General features: G+C 57.8%; 14 protein-coding genes. 7 read left to right on the top strand and 7 right to left on the bottom strand.

Annotation, left to right across the window (positions count from 1 at the left end):
* Window position 1 precedes the first annotated feature (1 nt).
* The 3 genes from GEI7407_RS16855 (at window position 2) to mdh (ending at window position 2,245) form a co-directional block, all read left to right on the top strand.
* The gene (locus GEI7407_RS16855; RefSeq protein ID WP_015173413.1) at window positions 2-868 is read left to right on the top strand and encodes a DNA-formamidopyrimidine glycosylase; all 867 of its coding nucleotides are present in this window, start codon (window positions 2-4) and stop codon (window positions 866-868) included.
* Window positions 869-979: 111 nt separating this feature from the next.
* Entirely contained in the window at window positions 980-1,201 is a 222-nt protein-coding gene (locus GEI7407_RS16850; protein ID WP_015173412.1) for an NAD(P)H-quinone oxidoreductase subunit O, read from the top strand.
* A 51-nt stretch (window positions 1,202-1,252) separates the two neighbouring features.
* The gene (mdh, locus tag GEI7407_RS16845) at window positions 1,253-2,245 is read left to right on the top strand and encodes a malate dehydrogenase (RefSeq protein ID WP_015173411.1); all 993 of its coding nucleotides are present in this window, start codon (window positions 1,253-1,255) and stop codon (window positions 2,243-2,245) included.
* Here mdh and GEI7407_RS16840 read toward each other — a convergent pair.
* The 5 genes from GEI7407_RS16840 to GEI7407_RS16820 form a co-directional block, all read right to left on the bottom strand.
* Window positions 2,242-2,928, bottom strand: coding sequence for a J domain-containing protein (locus GEI7407_RS16840; RefSeq protein ID WP_015173410.1), 687 nt, complete (start codon window positions 2,926-2,928; stop codon window positions 2,242-2,244). The genes mdh and GEI7407_RS16840 overlap by 4 nt on opposite strands.
* A 98-nt stretch (window positions 2,929-3,026) precedes the next feature.
* Window positions 3,027-3,989 (bottom strand): cysteine synthase A, encoded by a 963-nt coding sequence (gene cysK / locus GEI7407_RS16835; RefSeq protein ID WP_015173409.1) that lies wholly within the window; start codon window positions 3,987-3,989, stop codon window positions 3,027-3,029.
* A gap of 17 nt (window positions 3,990-4,006) precedes the next feature.
* Entirely contained in the window at window positions 4,007-4,444 is a 438-nt protein-coding gene (locus tag GEI7407_RS16830; RefSeq protein ID WP_041269184.1) for an Rrf2 family transcriptional regulator, read from the bottom strand.
* A 214-nt stretch (window positions 4,445-4,658) separates the two neighbouring features.
* The gene (locus tag GEI7407_RS16825; RefSeq protein WP_015173407.1) at window positions 4,659-6,311 is read right to left on the bottom strand and encodes an iron uptake porin; all 1,653 of its coding nucleotides are present in this window, start codon (window positions 6,309-6,311) and stop codon (window positions 4,659-4,661) included.
* A gap of 159 nt (window positions 6,312-6,470) precedes the next feature.
* Entirely contained in the window at window positions 6,471-8,528 is a 2,058-nt protein-coding gene (locus GEI7407_RS16820; protein ID WP_223294447.1) for a PAS domain S-box protein, read from the bottom strand.
* Between the two features lie 886 nt (window positions 8,529-9,414).
* Here GEI7407_RS16820 and GEI7407_RS16815 point away from each other — a divergent pair.
* Together GEI7407_RS16815 and GEI7407_RS16810 are read left to right on the top strand one after the other, a co-directional pair.
* Window positions 9,415-9,726 (top strand): hypothetical protein, encoded by a 312-nt coding sequence (locus GEI7407_RS16815; RefSeq protein ID WP_015173405.1) that lies wholly within the window; start codon window positions 9,415-9,417, stop codon window positions 9,724-9,726.
* A gap of 124 nt (window positions 9,727-9,850) precedes the next feature.
* Window positions 9,851-11,578, top strand: a complete 1,728-nt coding sequence (locus GEI7407_RS16810) for a succinate dehydrogenase/fumarate reductase flavoprotein subunit (protein ID WP_015173404.1) — start codon at window positions 9,851-9,853, stop codon at window positions 11,576-11,578.
* Between the two features lie 14 nt (window positions 11,579-11,592).
* On the opposite strand, the gene GEI7407_RS16805 is transcribed toward GEI7407_RS16810, so the two are convergent.
* On the bottom strand, window positions 11,593-12,441 hold the full coding sequence (locus GEI7407_RS16805; protein WP_015173403.1) for a peptidoglycan-binding protein: 849 nt from the start codon (window positions 12,439-12,441) through the stop codon (window positions 11,593-11,595).
* Window positions 12,442-12,868: 427 nt separating this feature from the next.
* Between GEI7407_RS16805 and GEI7407_RS16800 the strand changes: the two genes are divergently transcribed.
* Complete coding sequence (locus tag GEI7407_RS16800; RefSeq protein WP_015173402.1) at window positions 12,869-13,486, top strand: TMEM165/GDT1 family protein; 618 nt, start codon at window positions 12,869-12,871, stop codon at window positions 13,484-13,486.
* A gap of 104 nt (window positions 13,487-13,590) precedes the next feature.
* On the opposite strand, the gene GEI7407_RS16795 is transcribed toward GEI7407_RS16800, so the two are convergent.
* On the bottom strand, window positions 13,591-14,466 hold the full coding sequence (locus GEI7407_RS16795; protein ID WP_015173401.1) for a lipopolysaccharide assembly protein LapB: 876 nt from the start codon (window positions 14,464-14,466) through the stop codon (window positions 13,591-13,593).
* Between the two features lie 770 nt (window positions 14,467-15,236).
* Here GEI7407_RS16795 and GEI7407_RS16790 point away from each other — a divergent pair.
* Window positions 15,237-16,367: a hypothetical protein gene (locus tag GEI7407_RS16790; RefSeq protein ID WP_015173400.1), complete on the top strand. Its 1,131-nt coding sequence runs from the start codon at window positions 15,237-15,239 to the stop codon at window positions 16,365-16,367.
* The last annotated feature ends 81 nt before the right edge of the window (window positions 16,368-16,448 follow it).

The following is a 16,448-nucleotide window of genomic DNA, read 5'->3' as shown; positions in this document are numbered from 1 at the left end:
AGTGCCAGAACTGCCTGAAGTCGAAACCGTTCGAACGGGTCTCAATCAATTGACCCTGCTTCAGCCAATACAGGGTGGAGATGTGTTGCTTCCGCGCACAGTCGCCCACCCTGTTTCTTCATGGGAATTTTTGACGGCGCTGGAAGGCACGCAGATTCAGGCGTGGTCTCGGCGCGGAAAGTATTTGCTAGCTAGCTTGGTGAAGGCTGGATCGGATCGTCCAGCGGGCTGGCTGGGAGTGCACTTGCGGATGACGGGGCAGCTGCTGTGGCTCGATCGCGAGGCGCCGCTGCAAAAGCACGCGCGGGTGCGGCTGTGGCTGGGGGGCGATCGCGAGCTGCGCTTTGTCGATCAGCGGACCTTTGGCCGCATGTGGTGGGTCCCGCCGGACTGTGCGCCCGAGCAGATCATCACCGGATTGCAGGGGCTGGGGCCGGAGCCCTTTGACGCGGCGTTTTCGGTGGACTACCTGATGACCCAGCTGAGGCTGCGGCGCGGGCCGATCAAGAGCGCCCTCCTCGATCAAGGGCTGGTGGCGGGGGTCGGCAATATCTATGCCGATGAGTCGCTGTTTCTCAGCCAGATCCATCCCCAAACGCCCTGTGCGGCTTTGACGCGATCGCAGGTTGAGCGGCTGCGGGAGGCGCTAATTGGCGTTCTCCAGGCCAGCATCGCGGTGGGTGGCACGACATTCAGCACGTTTCTCAATGTGCAGGGCGTGAACGGCAACTACAAAGGCGAGGCCTGGGTGTATGGGCGGACAGCAGCTCCCTGTCGTCACTGCGGCGCTTTGATTGAGCGGCTCAAGCTGGGGGGACGCTCGACGCACTTTTGCCCAGCGTGCCAGCCGGAGCGATCGCCCCGTTGAGTCTGCCGGCAACCCCACAGTAGATCTGCAAAGGAATTCCGCAAATCCGCTGCGGGCGGGCGATCGCCGCCGTACACTGGAGGGAGAAAATGACTTATCACTCCAGGCAACATGGCAAGCAAAGTGAAAAAAGGGTCTTTCGTGCGGGCAGTGCGCGAAACCCTCGAAAACAGCGTTGAAGCAAAGGCCAGCGATTCTCGGCTGCCTTCCTACCTGTTTGAGACCAAGGGCGAAATCCTGGAGCTTGACGGGGACTACGCCTTGGTCAAGTTCGGTCAGGTGCCCACGCCCAATATTTGGCTGCGGGTCGATCAGCTGGAGTCCTTCGAGTAGAGCCGCTGCGATCGCCCCTCTCCTTGTTTTTTCGCCCTAGGAGCCCTCACCATGTTTGCTGATGTGACCGCGTCTTTGGTTTGTCAGCCCACCCAGGTCACGGTGATTGGTGCTGGAAAAGTCGGCAGCACGCTCGCCCAGCGGATTGCCGAAAAAAATCTAGCCCATGTGGTCCTGCTGGATGTGGTGGAGGGCTTGCCCCAGGGCATCGCGCTGGATCTCATGGAGGCGCGGGGCGTCGAGCGCCACGATCGCCACATTGTCGGCACCAACAGCTACGCCGACACCGCCGGCTCGCAGATCGTGGTGATCACGGCGGGACGTCCTCGCCAGCCGGGGATGAGCCGCGATGACCTGCTCAAGGTAAACGCCAACATCGTGGCCCAAGCGGCTCGGCAGGCGATCGCCCATTCGCCCGACGCGGTGCTAATGGTGATTACCAATCCGCTGGACGTCATGACCTACGTGGCCTGGCAGGTGAGCGGTCTGCCAGCGCGGCGCGTCATCGGCATGGCGGGAGTTCTGGATGCCGCGCGCTTCCAAACCTTTATTGCCCTGGAACTGAACGTTTCCATCGCCGATGTCAACGCCATGGTCCTAGGCAGTCACGGGGACTCCATGGTGCCTCTGCCTCGCTTCTCCACCGTGAACGGCATTCCGATTACCGAACTCATGGACAGTGCCACCATCGATCGCCTGGTGGAGCGCACGCGCAACGGCGGCACAGAAATCGTCAAGCTGATGCAAACCGGGGGTGCCTACTACGCCCCTGCCTCGGCGGCAGCGCGTATGGTCGAGGCCATTTTGCAAAACCAAATGCGGCTTTTGCCAGCGGCGGCCCACCTCCAGGGGGAATACCAGCTACAAGATCTCTTTTTGGGCGTTCCTTGTCGACTGGGGTGTCGAGGCGTGGAGAGCATTCTGGAGCTGCATTTGAGCGATCGCGAGCTCCAGGGACTGCATGAGTCGGCCCAGCGGGTGCGCGACAGCATTCAGCAGGCGATCGCCCTTCTCCAGGCATCCTCCGACCTGCTGCCCTCCTAAACGAGATGTCTCACCGCGTACTGCGCCTCGTGCCGCAAGCGGTTCGCAATCCGAAACATCTCCTGCCCCGCATGGAGATAGTGCTCATCGTAGTTATAGGTGTAGCGCTCTAGCTCATCGAGCCCGTCACCCACCTGATTGAGGCAATAATACAAATTCGCTGCTGTGCCTGCGACGCTGGTGGGATTCGGCATACAGCGAAAAGACAAATGGGCCTGCTTGAGGAGTTGGCGACAGTCCTCCAGATACTCCTGAAACGCTTCCATCAGCTCGTCATCAAAGGGATCCGCCGACAGCTCATCAATCTGGTCGCTGAGCGCTTCGATAATCCGCCCCAAAAGGCGATTGACCGGCCCATAAACGCGCCGGAGCCAGGTATAAAGTTCGGCATCAGCATCCTGGCCGCTTTGGCGCTTTTGATAAATATTGCTGGCCGCCTTGGAGCGGGTGTGCCACCGGCTCTCGACCTTGGCTTGGAGCGTCTGGTCGTAGGTCTGGCGGCGATGCGGATCGCTGAGGGTCTCGTAGGCTGCGTTGATCTGCGTGATCCGCTCGTGATTGTCGATGTCAGGATTGCTGTCCGGATGGAACAGCTTGGCAAGGCGACGATAGGCCTGCTTGACCTCTGTCGGGCTGGCAGAGGCGTGAATGTCCAGGATTTCGTAGTAGTTTGGCTCTGACATAGGCTCATTTTAGCCCCAGAGCCTAGGGAATTTGGGGGGATTCCGCGAGACGAAAATCCCCCTGCGATCGCCCTTCGGTGGCGCGGTGAACCTGGTTTCTAGCTAGCGCTGCCAGAGAGCGTGAGCTCAGGATCCTGGAAAAGCGGCGTGCTCAGATAGCGCTCGCCAAAGCTGGGCTGGATCATCACAATTAGCTTGCCAGCATTTTCGGGGCGCTTACCCACCTGAATCGCGGCGTAAAGCGCTGCCCCGCTGGAGATGCCAGACAGCAACCCTTCTTCGCGGGCAAGGCGGCGTCCGTAGGCGATCGCCTCATCGTCGCTCACGCAGATCACCTCATCAATCAGATCCACCTTCAGGACCTGCGGCACAAAACCCGCTCCGATTCCCTGGATCTTGTGGGGACCCGGCCGCCCGCCAGACAATACCGGGCTGCTGGTCGGCTCCACGGCGATCGCCCGAAACTCCGGCTTGCGCTGCTTCAGCGCCTCTGCAACGCCAGTAATCGTGCCTCCGGTCCCAACGCCCGCAACAACGATGTCCACTTGGCCATCTGTATCCGCCCAAATCTCCTCCGCCGTCGTCTCCCGGTGAATCTGAGGATTGGCTGGATTGCGGAACTGCTGCAGCATATAGGCATAGGGCGTCGTATCCACGATCTGCTGGGCCCGCTGGATACAGCCGCTCATCCCCTCGATTCCCGGCGTCAGCTCCAGCTCCGCCCCATAGGCCCGCAGCATTGCCCGCCGCTCAGCGCTCATTGTTTCCGGCATCGTCAAGATCAGGCGGTAGCCCTTAGCTGCCGCCGCCATCGCCAGCGCAATGCCCGTATTGCCCGACGTCGGCTCCACCAGCACCGTCTTCCCCGGCTGGATCAGCCCTTCCCGCTCCGCCGCCAAAATCATATTGATGCCAATCCGATCCTTCACCGACGCGGACGGATTCATCCCTTCTAGCTTGACGACAATCGTCGCCCCACAGCCCTCAGCCTGGGGAATGCGATTGAGCTTTACAAGCGGCGTCCGACCAATCAACTCAGTGATGTTTTCAGCAATCCGCATGGCGTTCTTCTCAATGGCTAAATGTAGTACATAATATCGAGCTGTTGCCGAGTGTCCCGCTTCTCCGCCAGGTCCTGTAGCGTGTAGCCCTGAAGCACCGCATCAGCCGCTCGGCAAACCTCTTGCCAGACCTCCTGAACAACCATTCCTTCCGTTGTTTTCGTATGGGGATCTTTGTCAGAAGCCTTGGCATCCAGCCCTTCAATACAGCTCACAATCTCCATGAGCGTGATTTGCCACGGCTCGCGAGCCAGCAAATATCCCCCCTTGGCACCGCGCTGACTGCGCACGAGACCGCTGCGGCGGAGCGTCGCTAGCAGCTGCTCTAGATAGCGATCGGGAATGTTTTGTTGGGCAGCAATTTGGCGGATTTGGAGAGGCTCGCCACTGCTGTAATGAGCAGCTAGCTCAAGCAGGGCCAAAATAGCGTATTCACTCTTACAGGAAAGTTCCACGGGCAATCGAGGAATGCAACGAACAATCGTCTGGGGTCTTTTCCTAGTATACCCCGGTTCTCCACTGGGGTTTGCTGGTTTTCCCAAGGATTGCTGTTGGGTCCGCCACGAAAGGCTGGGATCACGCCCTCCCGTTGTTCCCATTGATCCCCCAAAAGAAACAGCCCCTTGTTGAAAGGGGCTGTAGGGATCTCAAACTGTGAGGTAACGAAACTTAGAACTTGAAGGTGGTCCGCAGGACGCCAACCCACACATCGTCATTGTCGTTGACGTGGTTGGGGTTGAAGACCACATAGGCACCCGGCGTGATCACGACGTTCTCGCCGACGGGGAAGCGGTACTGAAGCTCTGCAACGTAGGAGGTGTCGGGATCATCGTTGTTGTTGCCGTCCACGTAGGCTTTGGGAGGCATACCAAACATGAAGCCCAGCACGCTGCCTTCTTTGCCCAAGTCCAGCAGGCCCAGGTTGACAGCCCAGTTCCAGACGTCAGCGCTATCACCTTCTTGGGGACCCGACTGCGCTTCTGCCAGAACGAGACCGCCCCAGCCGCCGATGCTCACTTTGTTGCCGAGCTTGTAGTTGACGCTAGCGCCGAAGCGATCGGCAGTAGTTGCAACTTGGCCAAAGGGACGCTTAGCAATGTCGCTGCCGGTGCTGCCCGACAGGTTGGCAAAGGTTTCAGGATCATCCCCGTCGCCGCCCGCATAGTAAGAGTGGGCGTAGGTCAGAGCGAGGTCGAGGTTTTGACCCAGGCCGAAGTTCAGCTGAGCCAGGGCGCTGTAGTTGCCGTCGCCGATGAAGCCTTGCTCTTGGGCGGGGGACTCGCCGTCGCCGGTCATGTAGGCCACGTCGATGCCGATGTTGTCGCTGAAGTTGATGTTGGCGCCAACGATCTGCTCTTCACCAAGGCGATAGACGGCGGGGTTGCGGCGGAAGAAGCGGTTTAGAGCGCCGGTGCCGCTGCTTTCGAAGGTGGGGTTGTTGACGCTGACGAAGTCGTCGATTTCACCAACGGGGGCAACGAAGACGCGAGTCTTGTCGCCGAGGGGGAAGCGGTACCAGAGGCGATCGAGCTCGATGTCGTTGCCGTTGTCTGCTTCGTAGCCGCGACGAGCGCTCTCGGTGCCGGTGGCGTCAGAGAAGTCAGAGGCGTTGCCGGCTTCGAGACGGGTTCTCAGCAGGTCCCGGCCGTTGAAGCTGGTGTTGAGGGTGAGGCGGACGCGATCTTCGAAGACGATGTTGTCGTCGAGGTCGCCATCTGCACCTGCTGCTTCACCGCGCTGAACGGCTTTGTCATCGCCGAAGGGAGCGGCCAAGCTGAAGATGGCTTCACCCGCGAGCTTGGTGGTGGTGGAGAACTGGTTGGCTTCGAGCTCAGCGGTGCGAGCTTCGAGGGAGTCCACGCGGCCGCGCAGGGTGGCGAGCTCAGCAGCGAACTCTTCTTGCAGACGCTGCAGGGTGGCGAGGTCTTCGCGGGTAGCCAGGTCAGCGGTGCCAGCGGCGATCAGCTCGTTCACGCGGTCCAAGCAGGCGTTGAGACCAGCGGCGAACTCGTAGCGGGTCATGGCCCGGTTGCCGCGGTAGGTACCGTCGGGATAACCAGCGATACAGCCGTAGCGCTCGACGAGGGACTGAAGCGCTTGGAAGGCCCAGTCGGTCGGCTGAACGTCGGAGAGCTGAGAAACCGAGGTAACTTGATCCAGGGAGGTCGCGGGGGTCGCTTGGGCGAGCTCGGCGACGGACTGGACTTCCGTCAGGCTGGTTTGCGCCGAAACTTCGTTGGCGATCGCAGCGTTAGAGGCAACCAGGGCGTAACCCAGAACTGCCGGAGCTGCTAGCAAAGATTTCCAAAAAACTTGAGACATAATCACTCACTCTTCCTCACACCATACCCCTTCAGAGCAAGCCGACTCAGGCGATCGCTCTGAAAATAGGCTCATATCACCCTACCATCTAAAACCAAGGAAATTCATGTGTCTGGCAACACAGTTAGACCTCTAATTTCTGTCATTTTGGGTACAAAATCAGTGTGCTGGGCTATTTTTGGCGATCGCCGTCCGCAGAGCTGGCCGGGACAGGCTGCGCTGCGGACGGCTGGGTGCCGAGAGCGGGGCGCTCAAGGGGATTGTCACGATAAACTCACACCCTTCGCCAGGGTTGGAGCGCACGTCAATACTGCCGCCGTGATGCTCAACCACGATTTGATAACTGATGGCCAGACCCAAACCCGTGCCTTGCCCAACGGGCTTGGTGGTGAAAAAGGGGTTAAACAAGTTGGGACGAACCTTGGAGCAAATACCATCTCCGTTGTCGATGACGTGAATAATGACAGCGTCTGCTCCTTGGCGAGTTCGCAGCGAAATGGTGGGCGTATAGCTGCTGTTGGGGTTCGTGAATTTGGCGCTGAAAGCGATCGCGTCGATGGCATTGCTCAACAAATTCATGAAAACCTGATTGAGTTGGCCTGCATAGCAATCAACCTGAGGTAAGCTTCCGTAGTCTTTGACAATGTGAATTTCGCGATCGCCTTGAAACTCCACAAGGCGATGCTGCAAAAGCATCAGCGTACTGTCTAGACCTTCGTGAATGTCCACCGGCTTTTTCTCTGCTTCATCTAGGCGAGAAAAATGCCTCAAAGAAAGCACAATTTGGCGAATTCTTTCAGCCCCTCTGTGCATCGAGCCAACCAGCTTGGGCAGATCTTGCGTCAGAAAATCTAGATCCAAACGCTCAGTTTGTTCGCGAATCTCAGGCTTGGGACTGGGATAGTGGGTCTGATACAGTTCAAGACACTTTAACAAGTCTTGAATATAGCTCCAGCTATAGGTCAAATTGCCATGAATAAAACTCACAGGGTTATTGATTTCATGGGCAATTCCTGCCACTAATTGACCCAGGCTAGACATTTTCTCGCTTTGGATAAGCTGCATCTGAGTCGTTTGCAGATCTTGCAGAGCTGCCTCTAACGCCTGATTTTTAGTTCGCAGCTCCAATTCCCACTTTGCCCGAATTGCCTCGGCCTCTTTGCGATCGCTGATGTCGTTGAGCATGCCAAGGCGATAGCGAAACTTTCCTTGGCCATCGTGAATGAGGGCGACATTAAGATTCACCCAAATGGGCATTTGATTGCGGCGAAGATAGCGTTTTTCGAGCTGGTAGTTACACTGGCCCTGGGCGATCGCCTGTTTCAAAGCCGCCAAATCTTTAGGGTGATCTTCCGGATGGCAGATGTCTTCTAGGCCCATGGTTTTGAGCGCTTCTTCGCTGTATCCCAAAAGCTGGCAAAACTTGGGATTGACCTTGATAAACCGTTGAGTCTCTAAATCAAAAAGGGAAATTCCAATGGGGGCGTATTCAAAAATTGAGCGGAAACGCTCCTCGCTCTCTTGCAGATTTGACTTGAATCCTTCGGCCTCTGTGATGTCCTGAATGAGCGAAAGAATCGAGATTAAATTTCCATCGTCATCAACTAGGCAAGAGTTGTACCACTCGCAGGTAATAATGTCTTCTGTTTTCGTATAGTTTCGGTTTTTGACGGTGCTAGAAACCATCGTGCGATCGGTCATATGATTGATGACCTCTGCCACGCGATCGCTCTCATCCGGTGGAATAAACATCCACTCACTGGGATGGCGCTCTAGCACTTCATCCGCTTTCCAGCCAAACACCTCTTCTGCTCGCTTAGACCAGCGCTGGACCCGAGTCTCGCTGTTCCACTCCACCACTGCCAGCGGAGAATTGTCGACATGAAAATCGAGGCGTCGCAGGGCCTGCTGCAACGCAATTTCTGCCTGCTTGCGATCGCGAACTTCTTGGGCAAGTTGTGCATTAGCCTGCTCAAGCTGGGCCGGACTGGGCAGCGCCAAGGCCTGCGGGATCAGCGGAAAAAGCATCAGACCCGTATAGACAGAAATAAATGCCGTTGCGGCCTTCAAAGCACCAGACAGCCAGTAGACGGGGTACCACAGGGTCACAATCTCCATCAGATGATTGGTACCGCAGGCCACAATAAAAGCCCCGAACAACAGAAAAATCCCGTGAAAGGGAACATCTTGACGCTTTCGGACAAAATAAATCAGCATCAACGGGATGGAATAGTACGCCAGCGCGATCAGTAAATCAGCGCCGACATGCAAACCTACGAGCCCTGATTGCCAAAGATAGCAATGTCCATGGGGAATAAAGTTTCGATAATCTAGCAAAGGGCTCAAAAAGTTTGGCATGGTGTCCTAGGCATCGAGGCAGTGATGGGCCGACAGTGGTTCTATAGATGCAGCTGAATAAAATGAAAGAGTCTAAAGAACGAGTGGATCACAACCGGGAGCGATCGCCCCTAGACGAGGCTCTTCAGGCTGTCCATTCCAAAGCCGTTAAAAGATTAATAAGCTTAAAAACTCCTGACAAAATCATGCAGGAGGGCTGAAAAAGCCTAAATTGGAAATTCCAATCCTTATTTTAAAATGATCTGTGATTCCCTATACCTTTGCAAAGGATAAAAATAGCTGAACCAATCGTTCAAAAATCCAAAAAATGCCTAAGCAAAAGTTTAGCGATTTTTGCCTGACAAATAAGTAGATATTTATTCGGAACTAAATAAAATAATTTCTCGGACAATCTTCAAAATCTCAGAGAATTTGCTGAAAGCGAGATTCTTTAAAAACATACTGTACGGAGAAAACAAGAAGCATCAAGCTTTCTGATGGTTAGGATTTTCGAGTAAAAGTCAAAGTCGACTTTGATTTTTACCCCTTTCTTCGAAGCGAGAGGATCAATCGTCTGACCTTGGCTGGGAAAGTTTGGCGGCGATCGCCCATTTAGCCTAAGACGAACGATCTAGAGGCCAGCTTCCGCAGCGATCGCACCTAACTGTGAAGACCTGTTGCGAACCTTGCAAAAAGCTTTAGAAATCGTCCACAACTAAGACAACCCCCTAAGCTAGAAATCTGAAGGAATGTTGCGAGAACTCCCATGGATCAAATCAGTCGCTATCGGATTGTTTGTACCCTGTCCTTCGGGGATATCTACGGCCAAATCGTCGCTTGGCTCATCGTGATTTTTATTAGCCTTGCTTCGGCTATGGCTCTCATGGGCGCAAGTAAACCGGTCTACGCTCTAGCGACCGTTGGGTTGGTTCTAGTGCTATCCCTGCCTTTTTTGCTGTTTGCCTTTGTGACAACGCTGCTCAACCATATCGAAGTGAAAGCAATGGCACCGGGTGAAGACACCGCGACCAATGCCGGCACCATGGCGCCAGGACGTCCGGCCCAGGCTGCTAGCTGACGCCACCCACCAAGTTTGCCCCCTGGTAAGCTGCTGCCAAAGATGGCGGCCCGAAAATTCCCTGTCAAATTGGCGGGGAATTTTTGATCGAGCCGCAGTTCTCAACGAGTCGAGGGGAAAGTAGATGCTTGAGCACGACGTCCTGATAGTCGGCGGCGGTCTGGCGGGAACCCGAGCCGCCGTCGAAATTGCCCGCCTCAATCCCAGCCTGGATGTAGCGGTGGTCGCCAAAACCCACCCCATTCGATCCCACTCGGTGGCGGCCCAGGGAGGCATTGCCGCGACGCTGCAAAACGTCGACACAGACGATAGCTGGGAGGCCCATGCCTTTGACACAGTCAAGGGGTCGGACTACCTGGCGGATCAGGACGCTGTCGAAATCCTGACGCGCGAAGCGCCTCAGGTGGTGATCGATCTTGAGCATATGGGGGTGCTGTTTTCGCGGCTGCCCAGCGGCCGGATTGCCCAGCGGGCCTTTGGGGGGCACGCTTTCCGGCGCACCTGCTACGCCGCCGATAAGACGGGGCACGCAATTCTCCACGAGCTGGTGAATAACCTGGGCCGCCACGGTGTGCGCATCTATGACGAGTGGTATGTCCTGCGCTTGATCTACGAGGAGGGTCAGGCGAAGGGGGTGATCATGTTTGACCTGCGCGATAGCCAGTTGCAGGTGGTGCGGGCCAAGGCGGTGATGTTTGCGACGGGGGGGTATGGCCGCGTTTACAACACCACATCGAATGATTTTGCATCGACGGGGGATGGTCTGGCGCTGACGGCGATCGCCGGTTTGCCGCTCCAGGACATGGAATTTGTGCAGTTTCACCCGACGGGGCTCTACCCGGTGGGGGTGCTGATTTCGGAGGCGGTGCGCGGGGAAGGGGCCTACCTGATCAACAGTGAAGGCGATCGCTTCATGGCCAGCTACGCTGCTAGCAAGATGGAGCTGGCGCCGCGAGATATCACCTCTCGGGCGATCACGCGGGAGATCCGGGCCGGGCGAGGCATTCATCCCGATGGCACGGCGGGAGGCCCGTTTGTGTACCTGGATTTGCGCCACATGGGCCGCGAGAAGATCATGAGCCGGGTACCCTTTTGCTGGGAAGAAGCCCATCGGCTGCTGGGAATTGACGCGGTGTCTCAGCCGATCCCTGTGCGCCCCACGGTTCACTATTCGATGGGCGGCATTCCGGTGAATACCGATGGCCAGGTCCGCCGAGGCGCAGACGATCTGGTAGAGGGCTTCTTTGCGGCGGGGGAGACGGCCTGCGTGTCGGTCCATGGGGCCAACCGCCTGGGCAGCAACTCCCTGCTGGAGTGTGTGGTCTATGGTCGCCGGACGGGCGCGGCGATCGCCCGCTATGTGGAGACGCGCAAGCAGCCAGACCTCGATGAGCAGCGCTATCTCACCGAGGCCCAGAATCAGATTCGGGCACTGCTCGATCAGCCTGGCGATCTGCGTATTGCCCAGCTGCGTCAGCAATTTCAGGACTGCATGACCGATCACTGCGGCGTCTTTCGTAGCGAAGACCTGATGCAGGAAGGATTCGATCGACTCAAAGCGTTGCAGCAGACTTACCAGCGCGTGCGCCTTGACGATCGCGGCCGCATCTGGAACAGCGAACTGGTAGAGGCGCTGGAGTTGCGCAGCTTGATGGTGGTAGGCGAGGTGATTTTGGCGTCGGCGCTGCGGCGGCGAGAAAGCCGGGGCGCTCACTGTCGCGAGGACTACCCCGATCGCGATGACCAAAACTATCTCCGGCACACGCTGGCCTACTATTCACCGGCGGGCGTAGATCTGGATGATCGGCCCGTCACGCTGACTCGCTTCGAGCCTCAGGAGCGCAAGTACTGAGGCCGGGAGAGCGGCTAGCGGTAAACCACTCGGGCATCCAAACCGCGCGATCGCAGCCACTGAGAAATGCTTTCAGCTTCTTCGCGATTGGCGAAGGACCCCGCGTTGACAAAGCGCCCTTTCCCTGAGGGTTCGCTGAAGACACTCGTCGTCAGGTTGCCCCGCAACTCTCGCAGGCTGGTGCGCACGCGGCTGAGCGTGCCGGTGTTGGTATCAGGCACCACCACCACGTAGGCCGGATCGCGATCGCCCTGCAAACCCAGGGCAGACAGCGTTTCTTGGCCGATCACGCCATCTACTCGCAAACCGCGATCGCGCTGAAAGCGCTCTACAGCCCCTCGAGTTAGCGGTCCAGAGATGCCATCAATCGGCCCCTGGTAGTATCCCCGGTCTCGCAGCGATCGCTGCACCCGGAGCACCACATCACTGGCCTGACTAGCGGGAGCAGCCGCGCTGCTAAAGGAGCTGCTGTAAGAAACTGGGGGTGGTGGGCTGCTGCCGCCGCTTTCGTAAGTAAAACTATCGAGTAATTCCCGCGTGTCAGGCCCCACCACCCCATCATCAGGGAGGTTGTAGGCTTGCTGCAAAGACTGGACAGCCGCGACCGTATCCTCACCGTAGAAACCGTTCGCCGGACCACTAAAAAAATTCAGCTCCTGCAACTGGCGCTGCAAGGCTTCGACTTCGAACCCAGTGCTGCCTAACCGCAAAATCGACTGAGCGAAGGCGTGGGGAATCGGGGTGACCAGCAGTGCCAAAGCCGCAATCCAGGCCGACGATTGGTAGCGAAAGCAACGCCCCAAAAGAACAGAAGCAATTCCTCGATAGCGGGAGGATGACGGTGCAATCTGAACTGGGGTCATGGTTTCCTCGTGGAGTGTGCAGGACGGCGCACTGAGACTCAGTTTATCCCAAATTCTTGTGCTCACTAGAGAAATCCTCGAGGCTGAGCGGTCTCTGCCGCTGCGGAAAGAATTTCACAATGCTGAGTATCTATGCAGAAACACCGTTGAGCTTGGGGAGCTTGGTCTGTAGAATGTTTCGTGGTTATGAAGGGGAGTAGCTGCTGGTTTGCCACCCCAACCAGCGCATCTAAGTCAACATACTGGTGATGAACCTGGCTTAGATGGCAAGTTTTTGACCTGGGCAAAGTAATGCTTTGCCCCCATGAGAGAACTTGAAAGCGAGACCTTCACTGAGTTCACGGGATCTGTGAGCTTGGTGAAGCGTTTGTGCTTTCGTCAAGCTCGCAGATCTGCATTCCGTTTCTTTGCAGAGGAGCTTGACGAGATGCTGACCGCTTTCACGGCTGGTCTATTGCTGATTACGGTTTCCGAATTAGGAGACAAAACCTTTTTTATTGCGGCGCTGCTGGCGATGCGTCATTCCCGGCGGCTGACCTTTGTGGGAGTGCTGGCAGCGCTAGCGGCCATGACCGTGATTTCGGTGCTCTTTGGGCAGGCGGCGTCTTTGCTGCCCAAGGTGTATGTGGTGTACGCCGAAATTGCTCTGTTTACGCTGTTTGGCCTGAAGCTGCTCTACGACGCCAGCCGGATGTCTTCGGTACCGAACCCGGAGGAGATGGAGGAGGCGGCTGAGACAGTCAAGGCCCAGGAAGCAAAGCATGGCGTGGCGATCAATCCTCTGGCAGTGTGCCTGGAGGCGTTTTCCCTGACGTTTGTGGCGGAGTGGGGCGATCGCACGCAGTTTGCCACTATTGCGCTGGCCGCGTCGAATAATCCTGTGGGGGTGACCCTGGGGGCTGTGCTGGGCCACGGGATCTGCGCCGCGATCGCCGTTCTGTGCGGACGGGCGATCGCGGGCCGAATTTCAGAGCGCCTGCTGACCTTCATTGGCGGCGGGCTGTTCTTGCTATTTGGGGCGATCGCCACGGTCAAGCTGCCGTGACACAGCTGGCCAGCGGGGGCGCTGCTGGCCGATGCTGCCCCAGATCCCATGTCCCACTTTGGGCAGAAAATGCCATCCCAGTGCCCCTGTTCTAAAGGGATCGCTTATTCTGCGGGGGCCTCCGCGTCACTCGCGCCAGCCGGAGAGGCAGGTGCGCTGGGAGAAGGACTAGCGGCGTTCGCCGTCGCGATCTTTTTCACTTGGTCCTTGTACTGAGCGGGCGCTAGAGACTCGGCCTGGCTAAACAGGGGCTTCGCCTCATCGGCCTTGCCCTGGCGCTGGAGCACGATAGCCTTGGCGAGCACCGGCCGGAAATCCTGGGGGCTGCCCTTGATCGAGGCGTCGAGGGTCGTGATGGCTTCCTCAAAGCGGCTCTGCTGAGCGTAGACCTCTCCCAGGAGCAGCTGGACGGCGGGCACATTCACGCTGCCGGGCTTGACTTGGTTGACCTGGGGAGCGGAGTCGATCACGTCGGTGAGTAGGTTCACGGCGGCCTCGGGGCGCTCCTGCTGGGTCAGCAGATCCGAGAGTCCTTTCAGGGCGTTCATGTCGCCCGGGTTTTCTTCGAGCAGGTTCCGATAGGCCTGGGCCGCTCCCTCGCGATCGCCCAGATACTGCTTCGTTTGGGCCAGCAAAATGGTGTAGCTGGGCTGTCCTGGGTTCAGCTCGGCGAGGGTCTCTAGAGGCTCAACGGTGCCTTTGATGTCGCCCAGCGCAATGCGAGCGTCTACGAGGCCTCGCAGGGCGGTCTGGTTCTCGGGCTCTCGCTGGAGCACGAGCTCGTAGCCCCGGGCCGTGTTTTCTAGATCGGCTCGCTGCTGACCCGACGGCAGCGCTTGGGGCGACTGGGCCGCGTCAGGCGATCGCTGGCTTTCCAGGGCGCTCTCCACGATGGGCGCGATGGAGAAGCCCACGAGGACCACCACCACAAAAAACACCACAACATTGATCATCCAGCGATTGCTCTGTTTCTCGGTCACACGACTGCCTCAAACTCAACGATGTCCGCTTGGCCAGCAATTTGGGGCCTCAGCTCCCGAGGGAGCGATCGAAGCTCCCCTTGCCTAGACCCATTCTCACAAGGATTGGCATTTGAGGCACCTAGTTTGCGGTGCCGATAGCGCGGGGCGATCGCCGCTGGCCTCCTCTAGGCCCAGGGAACCCTGAACTTAAACATTTGTCACACTTGCGCCCAAGCCCCAGAGAGACCGTTATGGTGAATTGGAGTTCCTGTCAGGAATCTAGGCCTCAATATCCAGCCTGCTGCGTGCCCTGAAACCCTCACCAATTTCCCTGAAATATGTTCATGATTTTTAACAATTGCTTAGAAGCTATCTCAACAATTGACTCTTCTCTTGAGAAACTATCTATCAAATAAAAATTGCAGAAATCTTGCGGATTAGCCCGCGAAGTCATTGCATTCAGTAAAATAGGCGAACTGTATATAGAGTCTTAATGCCCAACCTAGCCGCAAGTCTTAATCGGACGTGTGACGGTTGGCAGCGAGGACGCCTCTGCCCAACCTCCAAACACTGGGAAACAGGGCATACGTGAGTAAATCCAAAGCTTTTTGGGAAAAGATTCAGCTTTTTTCCAAAGGGTATGGAAGTGTGTAGAGTACGATCAATCTGTCTCCCGTGTCGAACGCGAAGTTTTGCTATAGCGTGTCCTCCCAACAAACAATTTTGGCCAATCACGCGACGCTCCCTGTCCTTGGTAAGGGAGTGAGTCTCTGCTGCAAGGAGGTTCTATGACTCCCTCGCCCGATCCCGCTCCCAAGCCCCCGAAGCCACCCAGTCATTCCCAGAATTCGCCGGATCAGCCGCCTGCGCCTGCACCGACGGATGGATCTAGCGATCGTGAATCAACCATGACTCCTGACTTGACGCCGCCGACCCCCTCCCCCATTGCTGTGCCGCCCAAGCCGCCCCGGCCCGCGCCAGCGCCCCCTGCGGCGACCCCCGCAGCCGCCCAAACACCGACATCATCGGCTGCCCCCGCTCCGGAGCCCCAGGCTCCGGACACCGAAGCAGCCGATGAAACGGGCCGTCATGGACCGATTCCGCCGCCCAGTGAACCCATGCAGTATCGGGCGATCGGCCTGATCCGCGGGCGCTACATCCCGGCGGAGGAGCAGTTCACGCGGGGTGAGATGATCACCAGCGACGGTACGAAAATCGATGCGGTGCTGCTGGGTCGAGTGATGAGCCTGGTGCGCAAGCACATCAACCTGGAAGAGGAGCATCTGTGGGTGGTCTACCCCCGGACTCGCCCCAAAGACGATCTGCTGCACATCCAGATCGTCGGCGTCTGGGAGCCGGAAACCCTCAATCAAGACGAGTCAGAAGAAGGCTCTGAAGCCGATGCGGAGGCGATCGCAGAGACGCCTGCGCCTGTAGCTTCTAGCGATGTGGAAGCAGACTACTTCTCGATCCGGGGCGAAATTGTCTTCCAGTCTCCGGAGCGCGAGTCGCTGATTATCAAAATCCAGCAGGCTGCCCGTAAGGAAGCGGACAAGGCAAAGGCTTTCAAGCTGAACCTGTGCGGTACCCTGGATGCGAAAGCGATCGGCCAGTTTTGGGACCTGCAAGTCAGCCGCCAAGATCAGAACCTGGTGGTGACGGCGGGCAAGCTGATCGGGGTGGTGCCGCCGCGCAAGCGCGCTCCTGGCGAAAGCCGCGATCGCCGTCGGCCTCCCGGACGGGGGGGCGATCGCCCACGCTCCCAGATGCCCCGGGGCCGCAATCCCCGCATGGGCTACGGAGCTCCCGCGCGAGCGGGCGAAGGGTCCGAGCGTCCCCAGCGCCGCACCCCGCCCCCGGCCAAGCCCATTCGCCGCAACCGCTCCGAGGACAACCCTTCTTCTTCTGAGGAGTCCTAGGGCGATCGCCCTAGACACTTCGGGGCTCCAACTGAAGGCATCACGTAAACACCCCGGCCAGTCCTGCACTGCCGGGGTGTT

It is taken from the genome of Geitlerinema sp. PCC 7407 (assembly GCF_000317045.1).
GTDB lineage: Bacteria > Cyanobacteriota > Cyanobacteriia > PCC-7407 > PCC-7407 > PCC-7407.
The sequence above is the reverse complement of the archived record's forward strand: the minus strand, read 5'-3'. Positions and strand labels throughout refer to the sequence as shown.